This window comes from Azospirillum sp. RU38E, from assembly GCF_900188385.1.
In the GTDB taxonomy this organism is placed as follows: Bacteria; Pseudomonadota; Alphaproteobacteria; order Azospirillales; family Azospirillaceae; genus Niveispirillum.
On record NZ_FZOI01000001.1, the window covers coordinates 292203 to 313594 of the forward strand.

Annotated in this window: 18 protein-coding genes; 8 read left to right on the top strand and 10 right to left on the bottom strand. The window is 63.4% G+C overall.

Annotated features, from left to right (window positions below; translation table 11 throughout):
• Positions 1–2 precede the first annotated feature (2 nt).
• From CHB97_RS01235 to CHB97_RS01245, 3 genes are all read left to right on the top strand, one after another.
• Positions 3–1070, top strand: coding sequence for a BsuBI/PstI family type II restriction endonuclease (locus CHB97_RS01235; protein WP_089286115.1), 1068 nt, complete (start codon positions 3–5; stop codon positions 1068–1070).
• 63 nt (positions 1071–1133) lie between these two features.
• Positions 1134–1697: an RNA polymerase sigma factor gene (locus CHB97_RS01240; protein WP_089286116.1), complete on the top strand. Its 564-nt coding sequence runs from the start codon at positions 1134–1136 to the stop codon at positions 1695–1697.
• Positions 1694–2173, top strand: coding sequence for a hypothetical protein (locus CHB97_RS01245; protein ID WP_089286117.1), 480 nt, complete (start codon positions 1694–1696; stop codon positions 2171–2173). Before CHB97_RS01240 ends, CHB97_RS01245 begins: the two co-directional genes overlap by 4 nt.
• Before the next feature lie 59 nt (positions 2174–2232).
• Here CHB97_RS01245 and pgmG read toward each other — a convergent pair whose 3' ends face one another.
• The 3 genes from pgmG to galU all read right to left on the bottom strand — a co-directional run bounded on the left by pgmG (position 2233) and on the right by galU (position 6031).
• On the bottom strand, positions 2233–3627 hold the full coding sequence (pgmG, locus tag CHB97_RS01250) for a phosphoglucomutase/phosphomannomutase PgmG (protein ID WP_089286118.1): 1395 nt from the start codon (positions 3625–3627) through the stop codon (positions 2233–2235).
• A gap of 93 nt (positions 3628–3720) precedes the next feature.
• Positions 3721–5061, bottom strand: coding sequence for a UDP-glucose/GDP-mannose dehydrogenase family protein (locus CHB97_RS01255; RefSeq protein WP_089286119.1), 1341 nt, complete (start codon positions 5059–5061; stop codon positions 3721–3723).
• A gap of 100 nt (positions 5062–5161) precedes the next feature.
• Positions 5162–6031 (bottom strand): UTP--glucose-1-phosphate uridylyltransferase GalU, encoded by an 870-nt coding sequence (galU, locus tag CHB97_RS01260; protein ID WP_089286120.1) that lies wholly within the window; start codon positions 6029–6031, stop codon positions 5162–5164.
• A 453-nt stretch (positions 6032–6484) separates the two neighbouring features.
• On the opposite strand from galU, the gene CHB97_RS01265 reads away from it, so the two are divergent.
• Positions 6485–7147 (top strand): response regulator transcription factor, encoded by a 663-nt coding sequence (locus CHB97_RS01265; protein WP_089286844.1) that lies wholly within the window; start codon positions 6485–6487, stop codon positions 7145–7147.
• Between the two features lie 35 nt (positions 7148–7182).
• A complete protein-coding gene (locus tag CHB97_RS01270; RefSeq protein ID WP_089286121.1) occupies positions 7183–8130 on the top strand; it encodes an SAM-dependent methyltransferase in 948 nt (315 codons plus the stop codon).
• 26 nt (positions 8131–8156) lie between these two features.
• On the opposite strand, the gene CHB97_RS01275 is transcribed toward CHB97_RS01270, so the two are convergent.
• Together CHB97_RS01275 and CHB97_RS01280 are read right to left on the bottom strand one after the other, a co-directional pair.
• Positions 8157–9338: an aspartyl/asparaginyl beta-hydroxylase domain-containing protein gene (locus CHB97_RS01275; RefSeq protein ID WP_089286122.1), complete on the bottom strand. Its 1182-nt coding sequence runs from the start codon at positions 9336–9338 to the stop codon at positions 8157–8159.
• A gap of 149 nt (positions 9339–9487) precedes the next feature.
• A complete protein-coding gene (locus tag CHB97_RS01280; RefSeq protein WP_089286123.1) occupies positions 9488–10486 on the bottom strand; it encodes a patatin-like phospholipase family protein in 999 nt (332 codons plus the stop codon).
• A 136-nt stretch (positions 10487–10622) separates the two neighbouring features.
• Between CHB97_RS01280 and CHB97_RS01285 the strand changes: the two genes are divergently transcribed.
• A complete protein-coding gene (locus tag CHB97_RS01285) occupies positions 10623–11498 on the top strand; it encodes a sterol desaturase family protein (protein ID WP_089286124.1) in 876 nt (291 codons plus the stop codon).
• Positions 11499–11553: 55 nt separating this feature from the next.
• Here CHB97_RS01285 and CHB97_RS01290 read toward each other — a convergent pair whose 3' ends face one another.
• Complete coding sequence (locus CHB97_RS01290; protein WP_089286125.1) at positions 11554–15054, bottom strand: indolepyruvate ferredoxin oxidoreductase family protein; 3501 nt, start codon at positions 15052–15054, stop codon at positions 11554–11556.
• 520 nt (positions 15055–15574) lie between these two features.
• Here CHB97_RS01290 and CHB97_RS01295 point away from each other — a divergent pair.
• The gene (locus tag CHB97_RS01295) at positions 15575–16072 is read left to right on the top strand and encodes an RNA pyrophosphohydrolase (RefSeq protein ID WP_371332954.1); all 498 of its coding nucleotides are present in this window, start codon (positions 15575–15577) and stop codon (positions 16070–16072) included.
• 58 nt (positions 16073–16130) lie between these two features.
• Here CHB97_RS01295 and CHB97_RS01300 read toward each other — a convergent pair whose 3' ends face one another.
• The 4 genes from CHB97_RS01300 to CHB97_RS01315 form a co-directional block, all read right to left on the bottom strand.
• Positions 16131–17006, bottom strand: coding sequence for a MipA/OmpV family protein (locus tag CHB97_RS01300; protein WP_089286127.1), 876 nt, complete (start codon positions 17004–17006; stop codon positions 16131–16133).
• Between the two features lie 116 nt (positions 17007–17122).
• On the bottom strand, positions 17123–17872 hold the full coding sequence (locus tag CHB97_RS01305; RefSeq protein ID WP_089286128.1) for an enoyl-CoA hydratase-related protein: 750 nt from the start codon (positions 17870–17872) through the stop codon (positions 17123–17125).
• 99 nt (positions 17873–17971) lie between these two features.
• On the bottom strand, positions 17972–18355 hold the full coding sequence (locus CHB97_RS01310) for a TfoX/Sxy family protein (protein ID WP_089286129.1): 384 nt from the start codon (positions 18353–18355) through the stop codon (positions 17972–17974).
• A gap of 2 nt (positions 18356–18357) precedes the next feature.
• Entirely contained in the window at positions 18358–18870 is a 513-nt protein-coding gene (locus CHB97_RS01315; RefSeq protein WP_089286130.1) for an SspB family protein, read from the bottom strand.
• A 507-nt stretch (positions 18871–19377) separates the two neighbouring features.
• On the opposite strand from CHB97_RS01315, the gene CHB97_RS01320 reads away from it, so the two are divergent.
• Complete coding sequence (locus CHB97_RS01320) at positions 19378–21294, top strand: methyl-accepting chemotaxis protein (protein ID WP_160105460.1); 1917 nt, start codon at positions 19378–19380, stop codon at positions 21292–21294.
• Positions 21295–21392: the final 98 nt, after the last annotated feature.

The window sequence follows — 21392 nt, forward strand, 5'->3', positions numbered from 1 at the left end:
CCATGGGTCTGCCGCCGCTGCTGGACCGGGCAGAAATCGCCCGCCGCCTGAAACTGATCTTTCCTGAGGGTACGCCCGAACGGGATAAATGCGTGCGCGATGCCGCCGCCGCCACGGTGGGGGCCTTCCTTTATATTGGTGCGGTGGAGGGGGCGGATATCTGGGGCAACCCGGTGCATGTGGTGCGCATGGGCGAAACCAGGATGCTGTTCGCCGCCGATGAGGAGGCCCGCGCCACCTATGCCAAGGCGGCCACCGCTATGGGCAATCGCTGGTATCAGGATAACAGCCGCGAACAGGTGCGGGATGAGGTGATTCGCCAGGGGCTGATCCCCAATGGCGCCATCATTGAACGGCCGGGCGTGCCCACCACCTCTTCCAAGCCGCGCTATGCCTTGGCGGCGCGCTTTGCCGCCTTGTTTGATCCCACTCTGGCGGGTGAAACATTGGATGCGGCGGCGGCAGCCTGGGCGACAGCCACGCTGAACGCCGCCGCACGGGCGCGCATCAATTCCCTGCGCGTCAGCACCGAAAGCGATGCCGAGGATGTGCTGGTGCGCTTTCCCAACCGGGAGACGCGATTGCTGGCCCCCGGTCCCAGTTCGCTGATCGCCAAGGCGGTGGTGGAGGAATTCGCCCCCCGCTTCCTGGCTGACCCGGTGGTGCTGTGGTTGAGCGAGAGTGCCGCCAAGGTGGCCGCGCGGGATGAGGGCTGGATCAAACGGTTGGGCCTGCGCATCACGCCCGACCGCACCTTGCCCGACATCATCCTGCTGGATCGCGGCCATAGCGCTGATGATCTGATGCTGGTCTTCGTGGAGGTGGTGGCCACTGACGGGCCGGTGACGGAACAGCGCGCCCAGGCCTTTCTGGAAATCGCGCGCGAAGGCGGATTCGGGCCCGCCCATGTCGCCTGTGTCACCGCCTTTCTGGACCGCTCCCGGACAGAAGTGAAAAAGGCGCTGCCCTCGCTTGGCTGGGGCAGTCAGGTTTGGTTCGCGTCGGAACCCGACCGGCTGATGCGGCTGGACCCGGCACCTGCTCGGCTGCGGGGATTATCCGCCCCCTGATTGCGCACCCCGTGAACCTTTTGCCCAGCGCCGCGACTACCAAGTCAGAGAAGGGGAAGGGCGATGGCACAGGATGAACAGGATGACAGGGCCGATCTGCTGCTGGTGCTGCGGTGCCAGTTGGGGGAGGCGGCGGCCTTTGACGGGCTGGCCCGCCGCTGGGCCAAACCCCTCCAACGCTATCTGACAAGTTGGACTAGTGATGGCGATGCGCTGGCGGATTTGAGCCAGGATGTCTGGCTACGGGTCTTGCGCGGCCTGCCCGGCCTGCGGCAGCCGGATCGATTCCGATCCTGGCTGTTCGGCATCGCCCACCGCACGGCGATGGACCGGTTTCGGGTAAAATACCGCCAACCACCGCCAATGCCGGCGGAGGCGGCGGATCAGGTCGCCGCTGATGAGTCGGGTGCGGATACCGCCGACCGGGAAATGCTGCTGGTCGCACTCGACCACGCGCTGGACCGGCTGGGTCCAGTGGAACGCCAGACGCTGACCCTTTTCTATCTGGAAGATATTTCCATCAACGAGGTTGCCCGCATCACCGGCGTGCCTGCCGGCACGGTGAAATCACGCCTGTCGCGGGGCCGCGCGCAATTGCGCGCCATCATGAAGGAGCAGGAAGCATGACAAGGGCAGACAGCGCACAGATCGAAGAACGCCTGATCGCCCAGGGCCGCGCCATGCTCAGCGGGCCGGGGCGCTGGGGACATGTGGCCTTGCTGGCCGCAGCATTGGCCATGGCGGCGACGCTGGGCAGCCTGCTGGCCACGGAACCGGGCCTGCCGCTGCGGACCACCATATCTTTTTCGGTGATGCTGGCCATGGCGCTGGCCTGGGTTGCCTATGCGGTTTGGGTGCTGGCGCAGCGCCGCCCGCTTTTCGGCCGGCATCGGGTGGTGGCCAGTTCCATGGGCTGCGGTTTTGCCGGGCTTTATACGGCCGGTGCCGTCACCCTCTGGCTGGGGGCCGATATGCCGGGGGCGGGGCCGGCGGCCGGGCTTGGGGTGGTGATGCTCGCCGGGGGCGTACTGCTGCTGATCCGGGCACGCCGGCAGGTGCAGGCCTTGCAGGCATGGCGCCGCCGGTTGGAAGGCGGGGCCTGACCGTCCTTAAGAATGATCCCCGCACGGCGGCCTAGGCAGCCGTGCGGGGAAGCATATCATCAGAACCCGGCCGGGGCGGCTATGCCGCTGGCGGCCAGTTCGGCCTTGATGGCGCTGGTCAGGCGCGTCAGCCCTTCGGCGCTATAGGCTTCGGCGCGGGCAACCAGCACGTCCTGGGTGTTTGAGGCGCGCAGCAGCCACCAGCCATCCTTGGTCTTCACGCGCACGCCGTCGATATCATTGACCTCGTCGCCGCTGGCGGCAGCGGCCGCCTTGACGCGGTTCTTGATCTCTTCGACGGAGGCGAACTTGCGCTCTTCCGACACCTGGAAGCGGACTTCCGGCGTGTTCAGCACCTCGGGCAACTCGTCGCGCAGGGCGGACAGGGTGCCCTCCCGGCTGACCTGGCCGATCAGGCGCACGCCGCAATAGGGCGCATCATCATAGCCGTAATATTTATCGGCAAAGAAGATGTGGCCCGACATTTCGCCGGCCAGCGGGCTGTTGGTTTCGGCCATCTTGGCCTTCAGCAGCGAATGACCCGTCTTCCACATCAGCGGCGTGCCGCCGCACTTGGCGATCTGGTCGAACAGGGTCTGGCTGGCCTTCACATCGGCAATGATGGTGGCACCGGGATGGCTGCGCAGCACATCCTTGGCATAGATGGCGACCAGCTGGTCGCCCCAGACGATGCGGCCCTTTTCATCCACCGCCCCGATACGGTCGGCGTCGCCGTCAAAGGCGATGCCCAGATCGGCACCCAGTTCCTTCACCTTGTGGATAATATCCTCAAGGTTTTCCGGGATGGTCGGATCGGGATGGTGGTTGGGGAAATCGCCGTCAATCTCATCGAACAGCAGCGTGTGCTTGCCCGGCAGCTTGGCGACCAGACGGCGCAGAATCTCGCCCGCCGCCCCATTGCCATTGTCCCAGACGACGTTCAGGTCGCGCACACCATCATAATCCTGCAGCAGACGCTCAACATAGGCGTCCTGGATATCGATGGTTTCTTCCGAGCCCTCGCCGGTGGCGAAGTCACCGGCGGCGGCGATGGTGCCGATTTCCTGGATCTGGGCGCCATAGACGGGGGCCTTGCCCATCATCATCTTGAAGCCGTTATAATCCGGCGGATTGTGCGAGCCGGTGATCATCAGACCGGCATCCAGCTTCAGGTGGCGCACGGTGAAATACAGCATGGGTGTGGGGCCCAGGCCGATGCGCACGACATGCAGGCCGGTGGATTTCAGCCCTTCCACCACGGCCTGCTCCAGTTCCGGGGAGGAATGGCGGCCATCATAACCGATGGCCACCTTGGTGCCGCCCTGGCGGACAACCTGGGTGCCGAAACCGCGCCCGATGGCGCGGGCGTCGTCGGCATTCACCGTCTTGCCGATGATGCCGCGGATATCATATTCGCGCAGCACCGTGGGGTGGAACTGATGCGCCAGGGTCATGGTTACGTCACCTAGGATCTGGTGGTTGTTCGATTGATATGGATAGGGGCACAGGTTGACCGCTTTGTGGCAGCATTAACCGGCGCCTTGATGTCAATGGTCGCGGTGCGGTCTTTTCAGCCGTCCCGGGCGCCCGACACAAGAATAAGCGAAACCGAGCATTTCCGCATCTTCCGGGTTGAAGATGTTGCGCAGGTCCACCAGCACAGGCTGGGTCATCTGCTTGGCGACCCGGCCCAGATTGATCATGCGGAATTCATTCCATTCCGTCAGAACAACGGCGCAATCCGCCTGTTCCAGCGCGCCATAGGCATCCTCTGCCCAGATCACGCCGGGCAGCAGCTTTTCCGCCTCGTGCCGGCCGGCGGGATCAAAGGCGGATACCGTGGCACCGGCCGCCTGCAGGGCGGGGATGATATCCAGCGCCGGGGCATCGCGCATATCGTCCGTGTTGGGCTTGAAGGTCACGCCCAGGATACCGACGCGCTTGCCCGCCACTGACCCGCCGCAGGCGGCGATGATGCGCTCTGCCATCGCCTTCTTACGCTTGTCGTTGATGTCCACCACGGTTTCGATGATGCGCAGCGGGCTGCCATAATCCTGCGCCGTGGTTACCAGCGCCAGCGTATCCTTGGGGAAGCACGACCCGCCATAGCCGGGGCCGGGATGCAGGAACTTCTTGCCGATGCGGTTATCCAGGCCGATGCCCTTGGCCACATCATGCACGTCCGCCCCCACCTTCTCGCACAGATCGGCGATTTCGTTGATGAAGGTGATCTTGGCAGCCAGGAAAGTGTTGGCGGCATATTTGATCAGTTCCGACGTCTCCAGGCTGGTGAAGACCATCGGTGTTTCAATCAGGAACAGCGGGCGGTACAGCGCCCGCATCACCTGCCGGGCCCGGTCGCTGTCGGTGCCGATGACCACGCGGTCGGGCCGCATGAAATCCTCAATCGCGGAGCCTTCGCGCAGGAATTCCGGGTTCGATGCCACATCGAAATCGGCTTCCGGCCGGGTCTTGCGGATGATGCGCGCCACTTCCCGGCCCGTGCCGACGGGCACGGTGCTCTTGGTGACGATCACCGTGTAATCATCGGGGTCCAGCGACTGCGCGATTTCCGCCGCTGCCGCATAGACATAGGAGAGATCGGCATGGCCATCGCCGCGGCGTGAGGGCGTGCCGACGGCGATGAACACGGCATCCGCCCCGGCAACGGCACTGGGCAGATCGGTGGTGAAGGACAGCCGGCCCGCCTTGGCGTTCTTTTCCACCAGCGCTTCCAACCCTGGTTCATAGATGGGGATTTCCCCCCGGCGCAGCCGTTCGATCTTGCCCTCATCCTTGTCGACGCAGATCGTCTCCACACCGAATTCAGAGAAGCAAGCCCCGGATACCAGCCCGACATAGCCGGTTCCAATCACTGCGATCCGCATTTAATCCCCCGTCCAGCCGGGTTAAATCCATACCGGATATCAAAAACAAAAGGGGGCGGCCGCCGGCTTCCCCCGCCGGATCGGCCGCCCTTCATGCTGGTTAGAGCATGTCCTTCAGGGCCGTGCGCACCTTGTCGGCCATGTCCGGCCGTTCCAGCGCATAGGCGACGTTGGCCAGCACGAAGCCCAGCTTGTCACCGCAATCGAAGCGGCGGCCTTCGAACTTGAAGCCGTGGAAGGGCTGATTGCCGATCAGCTTGGCCATGGCGTCGGTCAGCTGAATTTCGCCGCCGGCCCCCTTCTCGAACACCGACAGGTGCTGGAACACTTCCGGCTGCAGGATATAGCGGCCCTGGATGGACAGGTTGGAGGGGGCCTTGGCCGGCTCCGGCTTTTCCACCAGACCCTTGACGGCGACCAGCTGGCCATCTTCCCCGGCGATATCCAGGATACCGTATTTGTTGGTCTGCTCCTGCGGCACCTCAAACACGGACAGCATGTTGCCGCCCACCTTGTCATAGGCATCCATCATCTGCGCCAGGCAGGGGCGGTCGCCCAGCACCTGCTCGTCGGGCAGCAGCACGGCGAATGGCTCATTGCCGACAAATTCGCGCGCACACCAGACGGCATGGCCCAGGCCCAGCGGTTCGGCCTGACGGACATAGGAGAGGAAGCCGGACTGGATCTGGATAGCTTCCACGATCTTCAGCAGATCATCCTTGCCGCGGCGGCGCAGGGTCTCGTTCAGCTCGTAATTCAGGTCGAAATGATCTTCCAGCGGGCTTTTCCCCCGGCTGGTGACGAAGCAGAACTGTTCAATTCCCGCAGCCTTCGCCTCATCAACCGCGTGCTGGATCAGCGGGCGGTCGGCGAGTGGCAGCATTTCCTTCGGGATGGCCTTGGTGGCCGGAAGGAAGCGGGTACCCAGACCCGCAACAGGAAATACAGCCTTGCGCACTTTTTGGGGCATCTCGGTCCCTGCTGAAAAAGCCAATGAAGATTACGGGCGGGCGGATCAATCCGCCTCGCCCTGTTGTGCCACGCGCCGCCGACGCCCGCAACATGCCCGCAGAAATGGCGTGTCGAAACAGGGGGGACGGAACCGGCCGCCTTGTTCAACGTTACAGCCGTCCGTCTGTTCCGCCCATTGATCTTTGTCAGATCGGTGTGGAATTTGGTTGCAGCTGGACGGATGGGGCGGCCAAGGCCATTTGCCATCGGGGTTGAACATGCTAATCATGAAATGAATGGGATTTCTGCTGACTTCGTGTCAAACGCCCACAGTTGTGACAGACAGCCGTGGTATTTTGATTTATTAAGGGAATGATCCTGTTGATTTGGCGTGCCGCCGGCTCTGCATACCGTGGCGGTACCATCGGGTGACAACAGGAGAAAGCCCATGACCCCGGTATTGGGATTGACGATGAATATCCTGATTGGCGACGATCATCTTCTGTTTCGTGAGGGCCTCTGCCGCCTGCTGCAGCAGCTGGATGAGAAGGCCACCTTCGTGGAGGCGGGCACCTTTGACGCGGTGCTGGAACTGGCGAAGGGCGATCAGGAATTCGACCTGATCCTGATGGATCTGCAGATGCCGGGCTTTCCTGGTTTTTCCGGCGTACAGGAAGTGTGCGAGAATCAGGCCGGCACGCCGGTGGTGATTGTCTCTGCCTCCGAATCGCAAGCCGATGTGCGCGCGGCGCTGGATGCCGGTGCTTCCGGCTATATCCCCAAAAGCTCCAGCGTGAAGATCATGCTGAGTGCGCTGAACCTCGTCTTCTCCGGTGGCATCTATGTGCCGCCGGCGGCCCTGCTGGGCGATGGGGCCGGGGTGGGGGGCTCGGCTCAGGTGGCTTCCGCGTCCGGTGGTGGTGCTGTCGGCAACGCGTCCGGGTCGCCGGCGCTTACCCAGCGCCAGCGCGATGTGTTGCGCTGCCTGCGCGAAGGCAAGTCCAACAAGCAGATCGCTTATGAACTGGGCCTGTCCGAAGGCACGGTGAAGATCCATGTCACGGCGGTGATGCGGTCGCTGGGGGTGCGCAACCGCACCCAGGCGGTGATCGCCTCTGCCGATATCCTGCCCTGAGGCATAAGGGCGCCTTTCCGCGCGATATCTTGATTATGAGCATTGATGATGTGACGGCCCCGACGGCAACGCCGCTCGGGGCCACCGCCTATCTGGCGGTCGAAGAATTCCTGGAACCGCTGCTGGCGGAGCTGGGGGAGGTACAGTCGGTGCATGGGCGGCTGGTGCTGGCCGAGGGACCGCCGCGCCCCGCCGCCTGGGCGCAGAATATCTGGTACGATCCGGTGCTGATCACCATCAGCTCCATCAAACAGGGGGCCAAGGCCCTGCGCGCCATCCAGCGCAACTGGGCGCTCTATGGTTTTCAGCATCACCGCCGGGCCCAGCTGATCCAGGACAATCTCCCCCATGTCTCGGCCAAGCCGCTGAATTTCTTCACGGCCCCGCCCACGGCCCCGCTGGGGTCCTGGACGTTGCTGAACGAGAACACGATCCTGGCCGCCGCCCATTGCTCCAGCCCCTTCCGCAATGGGGAGATCGAGTTCATTGAGGATAAGGCGACACCGCCCAACCGCGCCTATCTGAAACTGTGGGAGGCCTTCACCCGCATCGGCCATACGCCCAAGCCGGGGGAAATCTGCCTGGATCTGGGTGCCTGTCCCGGCGGCTGGACCTGGGTGATGCAGACCTGTGGGGCCAGCGTGATCGCCATCGACAAGGCGCCGCTGGACCCGCGCATTGCCCGCCTGCCCGGCGTGACGGAGCGGCGGGAAAGCGCCTTTGGCCTGAAGCCGGCCGATATCGGGCCGGTGGATTGGCTGTGCTGTGACGTGATCTGCTACCCGTCCAAGCTGCTGCGCATGGTGCAGGGCTGGCTGGAATCGGGGCTGGTGAAGAATTACATCTGCACCCTGAAGTTCCAGGGAGAGACAGACCACGAAACCGCCCGCGCCTTCGCCGCCATCCCCGGCAGCCAGCTGGTGCATCTGTGCCAGAACAAGCATGAACTGACCTGGATCCGGCTGGACCCGGCCCAAAACTGAAGATCATTCCGTCAAGGCAATGATCTTCAGTTGCCCCAATCACCCGTTCCGGCACCGTAATCATCAATGGCGGCCAACATGGTCGCCACCTGATCGCGTTCCTGCGCAGTCAGTTCCGGGCGCCAGACATCGAACAGCAGGATGACGCGCGTCTGATCACTGTTGTTCCAGGCCTCATGCTCGATCGTGTCATCGAACAGCCAGGCTTGCCCCTCCCGCCATTCCCGCGTCTCATTGCCAACCCGGAAGCCGCAGCCGGGCGGGACGATCAGGGGCAGATGGCAGATCAGCCTTGTATTGACGAAACCGGTATGCGGCGGGATGCGTGCCCCCGGTTTCAGCCGGGAAAACAGGATGGAGGGGGAGCGACCCCGGATGCGGGGCAAAGGAAGGCCCGCCAGCGCTGCGGCTGTGGCGGGGCAGCGGGCGATGTTATCGGCCTGTGGCTCCCCATGTTTCCAGAGATAGAAGGCGCTCCAATCCTGGCTGTCGCGCAGGCCCGACTGGTCGATTTCCGGCTGGTCGCCGCTGCCGCTTTGCAGATAGGGCTGGAACGGCTCCGGTCCCTGCATGATCGCCAGCAGCTCTGCCCGGATGGCGTCGGTGGCGGCTTCCAGCTCTTCCATCCAGGGGAACTGTTCCCGCTCATAGAACTGAATATGGGGTAACTCCGGGAACAGATAGGCCTGCGGCTGCTGCATATAGACGGTGCGCCGGCCGAACAGAATATCCAGCGACCGGGCGAAGCGGCCGCTGGATCGGGCTGGATCGAAGCCCGCGGCACCCAGCCGTTCCTGCAGGAAGCTCTCAAATTTCTGCGCATAATCCTGGCAGCGGTCCTGTGCCCGCCACAGCTCCGCTGCCAGATCGGCCGGTGTCTGGGCGGCGGGGGGCGCCAGCTTCAATGCCTCCCGATAGAAGGCGACGGCGGACCGGTCATTGCCGCGCGCGGCGAACAGGTCGCCTTTCAACAGCAGGGCGCGGCAATTGCGCGGATCACGTGCCAGCACCTTTTCCAGGCTGACCGCCAGCCCGTCCAGATCCTGGGTGCCGCGCTGGGCATGGGCCAGGGCCAGCCAGATGCCGGCATCATCCAGCCCGGCGGCGATGGCACCCTGAAAGGCGGCTTGCGCCGCCGGCCAATCCCCCCGCCGGAACGCCTCCATCCCGGCCCTTCCCAGGCTTGCCGCATTGCCACCAATACTCATCTACCGTCCCCCCTTTGCGCGGCAGCATGGGAAACGACAATGCGATCATGGTCAATGGCAGAATGGCAGAAGAAAGCGGCAAGCATAGGGGCGCAAGGGCCCCTTTCCCTGTCGCTCTCTCCTCCCCCTCTCAGCCGTCTGCCCGGATGTTACCGTTCCAGCGCCAGTTCAATGGCCGGGCGCATGGCCATGGTGGCGGTGTAGCCCAGCTCGATCAGCTCATCGGCCTTTTCGAATTCCAGAATGCCGATATGACCGATGCGTGGGGTCAGCAGCACGTCGGGCGGTTCGCCGGCCAGACGGGACCGGGTGATGCGGTCCTGCATGATGTCGATGGAACTGGCCATCACCTCCAGCACATTGGGGGTGGGCTGTTTGGGGGCCATGAACTGGGCGGCCATGCTGCGGGTCCGTTCGCCCATGGCGTTCAGCTTGGCCGCCAGCTGCGCCAGCGGCTTCGGCGCGCCGCTGCTGCCCGATGCCCCGCCGCTGCCGCGCGGCGCCGGGGGGTGCTCGGCCGTTCCCTCCTCGCTTTCCAGCAGGTGGTCGGGCAGGGAGACATTGACCGGCCCCAGCTGCGCCTTGGACAGGCGCGGCAATTGCGACAGGTCGCCATTCAGGTTGACGGCGATGACGATCTCCGCCCCCAGTGCCCGGGTCAGCGACACCGGCACCGGGTTCACCAGCGCCCCGTCGGCCAGCCACATGCCCTGGAAAGGCACGGCCGGGAACAAGCCTGGAATGGCGGCCGATGCCCGCACCACATCCAGCAGATGGCCTTCCCGCAACCAGACCTCCTTGCCCGTCGCCAGATCGGTGGCGACGGCGGCAAAGGGGATGGGCAATTGTTCGATGGGGATATCGGTATGGGGGTTGCGGAACGCCTCATAGGCCTTTTCCACACTGACCAGCCCGCCGCGTGACAGGGTGATATCCAGCAGCTTGAACACGCCCAGCATCCCGAATCCCTGGGCATAGCGCTGCAACGCGTCCAGCTGGTTGGTCAGGTGGGCGGCCCCGACCAGCGCCCCGACGGAGGTGCCGCAGATCATGGCAGGCTTGATGCCGATCTCGTCCAAGGCGCGCAATACGCCCACATGGGCCCAACCGCGCGCCGCCCCGCTGCCCAACGCCAACCCGATTTTCATGGCACCCCCTGTGGAACCGCACACACACATGCGCTACGGCAATATGCTATAATAACACACCAAAACCGGTTGTAAAAAATGTGTGGAATTGTGTTTTTTGGTAGTAAGTTCCGGTGTGCAGATTGAAGGATGATCAATGCGTGCGTTGCTTTCCCGTTTGCTCTGGCCTGGGTTGCTGGCGCTGTGCATCGCTGGTTATTGGCTGGGGTGGCAGTCTGGTCAGGCGGTACTTGCCTTTAATCTGACATATTTCGGGTTGGCGGCGGCACTGCTGTTGCTGGAACGTTTGATGCCTTATGAGCCGGCCTGGGCGTCCAGCGACGGCCAGTTGTTCAACGATATTGCTCATACGGTGCTGAACAAGGGGCTGGGGCAGGTGATTGCCGCCAGCCTGGCCATGGCTGGCGTTGCCCATGCCCCGCCCACGGTGGGCGGCTGGTGGCCGGAAAGCTGGCCGCTGGCGGCACAGATTGCGCTGGCCCTGGTGGCCGGGGAGTTTGGGCTTTATTGGGCGCACCGCACGGCGCATGAATTCCGCGCCATCTGGCATTGGCATGCCATCCATCACAGCGTCACCAAGCTGTGGATCGTCAATACCGGGCGCTTCCATTTTCTGGATTCGCTGTGGAAGACCGGCTTTGCCCTGGTGGTGGCCTATCTGGCGGGTGCGCCGCGCGATGTTATCCTCTGGGTGCTGGCGATCACCGCCTATATCGGCTTCCTGACCCATTGCAATGTGCAGATGGTGTGCGGCCCGCTGAACTGGATTTTCTCCACGCCCGAACTGCATCGCTGGCACCATAACCGTGACCCGATTGAGGGGAACTGCAATTACGGGGAAAATCTGATCCTGTGGGACATTGTGTTTGGTACAAGGCTGTTGCCAGCCGACCGCAAGCCGCCCAGCAATGTCGGCTGCAAAGACCCCGTGCCGGCCAGCTTCCTGGGCCAGCTGGCCTATCCGTTCGACGCCTGGAAGCGGCGGGATTTCTGGAACAAGAAGCCAGTTTGATAGTGTCTGCCCCGGTCACCGGCTGTCGATAAAGCCGGTGACCGGGGTAGAGGGTTCATTCCGCCGCCGCACTGATGGTCGGCGGCGGGTGACGCCAGCGGGAGAGCAGCGCGGCCTCGCTCTCCTTCGCCTTTTTCAGATGGTCCATCTTCACATGGCCATAGCCGCGGATGTGTTCCGGCACGGCGGCGATCTCCACCGCCAGCCCATGGTTGGCCGGTGACAGGCCGGCCAGCAATTCTTCCACCACGGCGATGTAATCGCTGATCAACTGGCGCTCCAGCTTGCGTTCCGGGTGGCGGCCGAAAATGTCCCAGCGTGTGCCGCGCAGGCCCTTCAGCTTGGCCAGCAGGCGGAAGCCCAACAGCATAGCGGGGCCGAATTCCTGCTTTTTCAGCTGGCCGGTCGCCGGATCCACCGGGGCGGTGGCCGGCGGGGCCAGATGGAATTTCAGCTTATAATCGCCCTCGAACTGGCTTTTCACCTGCGCCAGGAAGCGCCCATCGGTGTAAAGCCGCGCCACCTCATACTCATCCTTATAGGCCATCAGCTTGAACAGATAGCGGGCCACGCTGCGGGAAAGCTGGTCGCGGCCAGGGGTGCGCTGGGCCTCCACCGACCGCACCCGGTCCACCAGCGCCTTATAACGCCCGGCATAGGCAGCATCTTGATAGTCGGTCAGGAAGGTGACGCGGCGTTCCACCATCTCTTCCAGCGTTTCCGACAGCTTGCGATGGGCAAAGGCCCCCGTCGTATCGGCCTTGGGCGTGGCGGCATCGATGACGCGGGCGGGGTCGACGGCGGCGCGGCGGCCCCAGCGGAACGCCTCCATATTCATCTTCACCGCAGCACCATTCATCTCAATGGCCTTTTCAATGGCCTCGGCGCTGGTGGGGATCAGTCCCTTCTGCCATGCGTAACCCAGCATGAAAAGATTGGTGGCGATGCTGTCACCGCACAGGGCGGTGGCGATCTTGGCGGCATCCAGGGCGTGAACCGCATCCGCCCCGCCCACGGCATTGGCGATGGTGCGGGTCAGGCTGCCGGACGGCACGGTGGCATCGGGGTTGGTGATGAAGGCGGCGGTGACATTTTCGGCCGTATTCACCACTGCCTTGGTGCGGCCCGTTGCCATTTTGGAGATGGCATCGGCATTGGCCGCCACCACGATATCGCAGGCCAGCACCAGATCGGCCCCGCCGGCAACGATGCGGTTGGCATGGATCAGGTCTGGCCGTTCGGCAATACGCAGGTGGGAGGTGACGGAACCGCCCTTCTGCGCTAGCCCGGCCATATCCATGGCGGTGAAGCCGCGCCCTTCCAGATGCGTGGCCATGCCCAGGATGGCGCCTATGGTGACAACACCTGTACCGCCAATGCCGGTGACCAGGATGTTCCAGGGCCGGTCCAGGGTGGGGATTTCCGGCTGGGGCAGGGGGCCCCAATCATCGCCTTCCTTCTTGGCTGCCGGCTTGGGCTTTTTCAACGACCCACCTTCCACCGTCACAAAGCTGGGGCAGAAGCCCTTCAGACAGGAAAAATCCTTGTTGCAGCTGGATTGGTCGATCTGGCGCTTGCGGCCAAATTCGGTTTCCACCGGCACGACGGAGAGGCAGGAAGATTTGGTCGAACAATCGCCGCAGCCTTCACAGACCAGCTCATTCACCACCACCCGCTTGGCCGGATCGGGGAACTTGCCGCGCTTGCGGCGGCGGCGCTTTTCGGCGGCACAGGTCTGTTCATAGATCAGGATGGTGACGCCCTTTTCCTCCCGCAGATCGCGCTGCACCCCATCCAACTCGTCGCGGTGGAAGATTTTGGTGCCGTGCGGCAGGCCACCCCCCAAACCATATTTCTCCGGATCATCGGAGACGACGACGATGCGCTGCACCCCCTCCGCATCCAGTTGCTGGGCAATGTCGAAGACGGAGAGGTTGCCATCCACCGGCTGCCCGCCGGTCATGGCCACCGCGTCATTATAGAGGATCTTGTAGGTGATGTTCACCTTCGCCGAAACGGCGGCGCGCACGGCCAGGATACCGGAATGGAAATAGGTGCCGTCGCCCAGATTGGCGAAGACATGGTTTTCCTCGGTGAAGTTGTTCTGGCCGATCCAGTGCACGCCCTCCCCGCCCATCTGGCTGAACACATCGGTGTTCCGGCCCATCCAGGTGACCATGTAATGGCAGCCGATGCCGGCCAGCCCCCGGCTGCCCACGGGCAGTTTGGTGGAGGTATTGTGCGGGCAGCCGGAGCAGAAGAACGGCGTGCGGACGACGGTGGAGGAGGATGCGGCACGCGCCATCCGCGCCTCAATCCTTGCCAGCCGCTCGCTGACATAATCATTCGGGCCGAAGGACAGCAACCGGGCCCCCAGCACGCGGGCAATATCGATCGGGTTCAGTTCGGCCTTTTCGGTGAAAAGCGGCTTGCCCTCATGGTCGGTCTTGCCCAGCACACGGGGGCGGCGGTCCCAATGGAAAAGCTGTTCCTTGATCTGGCTTTCCAGCAGGGAACGCTTTTCCTCCACCACCAGCAATTCCTGGGTCGCCTGGGCAAAGGCGCGCATACCCTCGGGCTCCAGCGGCCAGGCCATGGCGACCTTATAGATGCCCAGCCCCAGCTCGCGCGCCAGTTCCTCCCCGATCTCCAGCTCATCCAGGGCCTGGCGCACATCCAGATAGGATTTGCCGATGGTGACAAGGCCCAGGCGGGGGGCGGGGTGGCCGAAGACGACCTTGTCCAACCGGTTGGCGCGGGCGAATGCCTTGGCGGCATTCAGCTTCCAGTCGATCATCCGCGCTTCCTGGATCAGCGGGGTATCGTGCAGCCGGATGTTCAGCCCGCCGGGCGGCAGGGCGAAATCCGTCGGCTCCACGATGCTGACCCGCTGCGGATCAAGCGAAACGATGGCGGTGGTGTCGATGGTGTCGGCGATGGTGGTGAAGCCGACCCAGGTGCCGGCATAGCGGGACATGGCGAAGCCGACCAGCCCCATATCCAGGAATTCCTGCACGCCCGCCGGGTTTATCACCGGCATGAAGGCATGGATGAAGGCCTGGTCGGACTGGTGCGGCAGGGTGGAGGATTTGCAGCTATGATCATCGCCGGCAAAGGCCAGCACGCCGCCATAACGGCTGGTGCCGGCGAAATTGGCGTGCTTGATGGCATCGATGGAGCGGTCCACCCCCGGCCCCTTGCCGTACCAGATGCCAAACACGCCATCGACGGTGGAGCCTTTCCACAGGTTCACCTGCTGGCTGCCCCAGACGGCGGTGGCCCCCAGCTCCTCATTCACGCCGGGCTGGAAATGAATATTGCCCTTGGCCAGAAACTTGCGGGCCTGCCACAGCGCCTGATCATAGGCCCCCAGCGGCGAGCCGCGATAACCGGAGATGAAGCCGCCCGTATTCAACCCCGCTGCCAGATCGCGCTGCCGCTGCAGCATGGGCAGCCGCACCAGCGCCTGGGTGCCATTCATGAAGGCTGTGCCCTGCTCCAGGGCATATTTGTCATCCAGCGAAACGGTGGCGAGTTTACGGGCGGCGTTGCTCATGAAGCGTCCCCTTATTGTATCGATGCCCTATGACGCATCGATAGCCTGAACCTGTTCGTTCCAACCGTAACGCTAAAAAATAGGTCAATTCTACTGACTTATTTTCGGTCCAAACTGGGGGCTGTTCAGCGTGGGATCGTGCAGGAAAGGGGTAGGCCGGGATCGTTCGTTACTGCTGCGTTGCGGCAGTGCGGCGCAGCAGGGGGAAGCAGGGGGTCTCCGAGTCGCCGCAGGGTTTTCCCACCCTGCCCGGCCGTGATGCCCTGGCCTTTGGATGACGTGCGTGACCTGCCGCGTTTTTCGTCAAAATAAAACTTGAGTGATGAGGCGATGGTCAATTTAGCCATCTAGTATGATAAAACTGCTCTTGTGAACGAACCATAGAATGATGACGCCTGTACGTAAGGTGGTTCAGAAAAATATTTTATGATTCAATGTATTGTGCTCTGCTGCCTTGGTGGATTTTCAAGGGTAGGTGACGGCGGCTGCCCATTGCGTTAATATATTTTAAGTTTCCGAAATGGACGCGACCATCATGCCAAAAACCGACCCTTCCAAGCTGCCCTATCGACCATGCGTGGGAATCATGCTCATCAACAAGGACGGGCATATTTTTGTCGCTCGCCGGGTGGATACGCCCGACGCTTGGCAGATGCCGCAAGGCGGCATTGATGCCGGGGAGAGCCCCCGGGTTGCCGCCCTGCGGGAGTTGGAGGAAGAGATCGGTACGGGTAAGGCCACCGTCCTGGCGGAAAGCGGCCAATGGCTTAGCTATGATCTGCCGCCCAACCTGCTGGGCAAGGTCTGGGGCGGCAAATATCGCGGCCAGACACAGAAATGGGTGGCTTGCCGGTTCACCGGCGCGGATGCCGATATCAATCTGGACACGGAACACCCGGAATTCGATGACTGGCAATGGGTGTCGGTGGTGGACTTGCCCACCATGATCGTCCCGTTCAAGCGGGCAATCTATGAGGCGGTGGTGCAGGAATTCGGCCATCTGGCCGTGCCGGCTTAAGGCGGCACGCTCTCAACCGGGGACGGGCACTATGTGCCCATCCCCGGTGCATCCTTACTTAGCGGACGATCGGCACCCGCGCGTCGGAATGCCAGAAGGACCAGCGGATACCGGCACCGACATTGACGTTCAGATCATCCCGGTGCAGCGGGCTGTCCGTGTTGGCGGCCCCGCCATAATAGCCCACCTGGGCGGCGGTGAAGAGCAGCAGGTTTTCGGTGACCGGATAGGCGACGCCCAGCGTCGTCTTGGTGCCAATATAGCCGCTCTTGGCGCGATAGGCCGGGCGGTCCGGCGTGGCATAGGCCCGGTCCACCTGATAGAAATATTCATTCACCCCATCATAGCCGAAGATCGGCCCGACTGAGCCATAGGCGCGCAGCGGCGTGCCCATGAATTCACGGTCAAACACGCTGAGCTGCGGGTTGACCGTGAAACCTTCATAATCGAAGGCGACGAAACGGGTGGCGATGACGGCGCGGACTTCCAGCGACAGGTCAACCTGCACCGGGTCTTTTTTGGGATTGAAGTGCCATGTCGCCTTCGGCCCGGCCTCGATCAGCAGATCCAGATCCGGCATCCCGGCGCGGGCCTTGTTATCCTTGCTGTCCACATCAAAGGCACCATCAAGCCCGATATCGATTTCCAGCCGTTCGTCGGCAAATTCCTTACGGGCCCGCACGAAGCCATCATCGCCAATGCGCAGCGTGTCACCGCGATAGATGAGGTAGGGGATTGGCAGGGCCCGGAACTGCCCCTCCGAGGCGGCCGGATAATGGCTGACATAGCCACCGGCAGCCAGCACGCCCGCTTCCCAGAGCGGGGCGGTGTTTGTGGTGGTTTCCGTGCCGATCAGGGCCGATTGGGCGAAGGCAGCGGGTGCCCCCAGCAACATGGCGGTGGCAGAAAGGGCGCTGACAAAGGAAAGGCGCATAATGGACGGGGCCTCGTGGCGGCATCGCAGTCGCGGCTAGTCCTAACCGAAACAGCGCCTTGCCGCCAGCGGTGCGAAAGGGGGGCAGGTCCGCGCCCCCCCCCTTTCGGCATTCCTTACTTCTTAGACCGGCCCATGAAAGCCTGGAAGGCGGCGATGGCTTCGGGGGAGCGCAGGCTGCGGCTGAAAATCTCCGCCTCCTTGGCCATCACGGCCAGCACTTCCTGCGGGTTGGGCTTCATCAGCGCCTTGGTCTGGCGCAGCGCTTCTGCCGGCTTGGCGGCTAGGGCGCGGGCCTTGGCGGTGGCGGTGGCCGCCAGTGCTTCCACCGGAACAATGCCGGACAGGATACCGGCCTGTTTGGCTTCCTCCGCCTCCAGCGGTTCGCCCAGCATCAACATGCGGGCGGCGGTGGCATGGCCCATGGTGCGCGGCATCAGCAGGCTGCTGGCCGCTTCCGGCACCAACCCCAGATCGACGAAGGGCACATGCAGCCGGGCATTGGGGGCCGCATAGGTCAGATCGCAATGGAACAGCATGGTGGTGCCGATGCCCACCGCCTGACCCTCCACGGCGGCCACCAGGGCCAGCGGGCTGGTGGCCAGCGCCATCAGGAAGCGGAACACGGGGGCATCCGGCCCCTGCGGCGGGTTGGCCAGGAAATCGCCAATATCATTGCCACCGGTGAAAAAGCCGCCGGCCCCGCTGAACAGCACCGCGCGCACCTGTCCGCCATTCGCGGCCTCAGTCAGGGCATCGGCCATGGTGGCATACATGGCGGCCGTCAGCGCGTTGCGCTTGTCCGGCCGGTTCAGGGTGATGTGACGCACGCCCTCTTCGTCGCGCAGCAGAATATGATCGCTCATCGGACAATTCCCCCTGTTCAGGTTTGATTGCCGCCAAGGACGCCGCAAGCCGGGCGGGGCGTCAAGGTAAATGCGCACGATCGTGCGGAAATTTGCGGCTTATCCACGCCGTGGTTTGATTTTGGCCAGGGCAGCCCGCCCGGCCACGGCCAAAGCATCGCGGGCCCAGGGCAGCAGGCTGTCCGTCTCCTCCAGTGCCTCGGGCGGTGGGGGATAATATCCCATGGTGCGATGGGGCTGATCGGGATAGGGGGCAAAGGGCAACCGGCCCCGCGCCAGATAGGCGGGGCGGTTGCCGTCATCCACCTTGAAATAAAGCTCATCCCCGGCGATCAGGGCGAAGGTTTTGCCATCCAGCGACAGGCCCCAGCCGCCGAACATGGCCCGCGCCACCACCGGCCCCAGCGGGGCGAGCAGATCAAGCACATGGCTGACAAAGGGCGGCAGGGCCCTGGGCGGCGGGGCTTTCCGGCCGCCTGCCATGGTTACTTTTTCCGGAAAGCGTCCAGCGCCACCACGGTGCCGGTGGGGCGGGGCGTATCATCATCGGCCTTGGCGGGTTCGGCCTCTTCCTCTTCCACCACCATGATGTCAAGGCCGCCTTCCTCATCCTCATCGGGCAGCATGGTGGCCATATCGTCGGGCTGGAACTGCAAAACGAAATTCACCGAGGGGTCGGCGAAGGTGATGATGGCGACATAGGGGACGACCAGACGGCGCAGCACGCCGCCAAAGCTCAACGTCACGCCGAACGTATCGGCATCCACCGTCAGATCATAGAACTGGTACTGCAGAACAATGGTCATTTCCGACGGGTATTTGGCCCGCAGATAATCCGGGATATCCACATCGGGCGCATCGGTACGGAAGGTGACATAGAAATGATGTTCGCCCGGCAACTGGCCACCCAGGCCCAGCACCTCACGCAGGGCCTGTCGCACCACGCTGCGCTTGGCGGCCTCGACCATGCGGTCATAGCGGAGCAAATCCTCGGACATCGGTACGGCAAACCCCTGGCAAGAACGAAGCGGGCGCAAACACCCGGCACCTACATCCTGCAAGACAAGCCTATTATCAGCCGATAATCAAGCATTGCACGCGTATGACTGTACGGCAAAGGCGTAATTCGTCGCTTTTGCGCCACGCGCTCCGCCGCGCGGCAGCGGCGCCCCCCTCTCCCTTCGGGCGGTGTCTGTGCCAAGACGGGGCGGCCCGTTCGACCCGTCGGGAAGGGCACTTGCCCATCATTTCATCACATGGCCGGTAAAACGCGGCCAGCCCCGATGGATTGGTTGGGTTGGTATGCAAATTGGCATTTAATTGGTCAGTGAAAATAAAGAGTTTGTTAGCTAATGATTGGTCAAAATTGACATCTATCAATCATTATCTCGGCTCTATCAGGTCAGCCGGCGCACGTGGGCGGGGGTTTCCTTATGGATATTTTTGTATCCAATCGATTTCATCTTGGTTTGTCTGGCAGGATCGTTGCGGTCACGATCCTGTCCATGGCATTTCTGGCGGCATCCCTGGCCATCAGCAGCAACCGGCTGGTTGATGCCTATGCGCAATCTGCCGGTGCAGAGCAGCAGGATCAGGCCATGCGGGTGGCCTGGCAGGTGTTGAACAGTGTCGGCAGCAGCTTTCGCCGCGACGGGGCGACGCTTTATGCCGGCGACAAGCCGCTGAACAATTTCTTTGAGCCGGTGGACCTGATCAGCCAGATCGCCGGCAGCACGGCCACCATCTTCGTGGTGGACAAGGGCGAAGCGACCCGCATCACCACCAATGTCAAGAAGCCTGATGGGGCCCGCGCCGTCGGCACCAATCTGGCCCGCAATGCCGCCTTTGAGGCCGTCGTCGGCCAGGGAAAACCCTATCGCGGGGAAGCCGACATTCTGGGCGTTGCCTATCTGACCGCCTATGATCCGATCAAGGATGCCCAAGGGGCCGTGGTGGGCGTGCTGTATACCGGCGTGCAGAAGGACCGGTTCATGGCACCGGTGCGGGCGCTGCAGACCAGCCTGCTGCTGATTTCAGTCGGGGTCACGCTGGTTCTGGGCGGGCTGTGCTGGTGGCTGATGCGCCGCTGGGCCGCCCGCCCCTTGCTGGCCATGTCCGACCTGCTGGAACGGCTGGCCCAGGGGGATACCGATGCCGCCCCTGCCGACAGCAGCAACCGCCAGGATGAGATTGGCCGGATGCAGCGCGCCGCCGCTGCCCTGCGCGAAGCGGTGGTGGAGGCTTTCCGCCTGAAGCAGATCGTGGAGGATATGCCGCTGAACGTGCTGCTGGCCGATGCTTCCCAGGACTTCGCCGTCATCTATGCGAACCGCGCCACGCTGGCTGCCTTGCCGGCCCTGTCCCATGCCATTCCGGGCGGGGTGACGGACCCGCTGGGCCGCCATCTGAACATTTTCCAGGCGGAGCGGGGGGAGATCGGCCGCATCATCACCCAGCCGGAAAACCTGCCCTGGCGCGGGCAGGTGCAGATGGGCGATGAACGGGTGGAGGTGCGGATCGCCGCCGTTCGCGACAGCCATGGCCGCTATCTTGGCCCGATGCTGACCTGGATGCTGGTGACGGCGCAGGTGCGGCTGGCCGATAATTTCGAAGCCAATGTCCGCGCCATGGCCGGCCGCGTGGCCCAGGCCTCGCATGAAATGCTGGGGGCGGCCGATTCCCTGCGCCGCAGCGCCGAAGGCACGGGGGAGAAATCCCAGCATGTGGCTAAAGCGGCCGAGCGGGCGACCGGCAATGTGCAGACCGTGGCAGCCGCTGCGGAAGAGCTGGCGGCCAGCGTGGCCGAAGTGGATCGCCAGGTTGGCCAGTCGGCCGCGGTGGCGGGCCGCGCCCGGGCGGAGGCGGATGAAACCGGCCGCTCCATGGCGGAACTGGCGGAGGCGGCCAGCCGCATCGGCCAGGTGGTGGAACTGATCAATGCCATCGCCGCCCAGACCAACCTGCTGGCCTTGAACGCCACCATTGAGGCGGCGCGGGCTGGGGAAGCCGGCAAGGGCTTTGCCGTGGTGGCGTCGGAGGTGAAAACGCTTGCCACCCAGACGGCCCGCGCCACCGACGATATCCGCGAACAGATCAGCGCCATCCAGACCCGGACCGAAAAGGGCGTGCAGGCCATGACCCGGATCGGCACCACCATCCGGGAAATCGGCGATGTGTCGGAAATGATCCGGGGTGCCGTCTCCCAGCAGAGCCAGGCAACGCATGAGATTGCCCGCTCCGCTGCCGAGGCCGCCCAGGGCACGCAGGAAGTGGCAGACACCATCCTGGAGGTGACCCAGGCCGCCGGGGAGGCGGGTGGGGCCGCCACCCAGGTGGAAGCCACCGCCGGCGCCCTGGACAGCGATGCCAAAACGCTGCGTCAGGCCATTGATGATTTCCTGGCCCGGCTGCGGGCGGCTTGAGAAGGGCGAGATTGCCCCCGGATGGTTCACCCCTTCCGGGGGGGAAGCCTTTGGTCCCTATCCCCCGTCTTTCTCGTGATAGCTTGGCCCCGCATTTT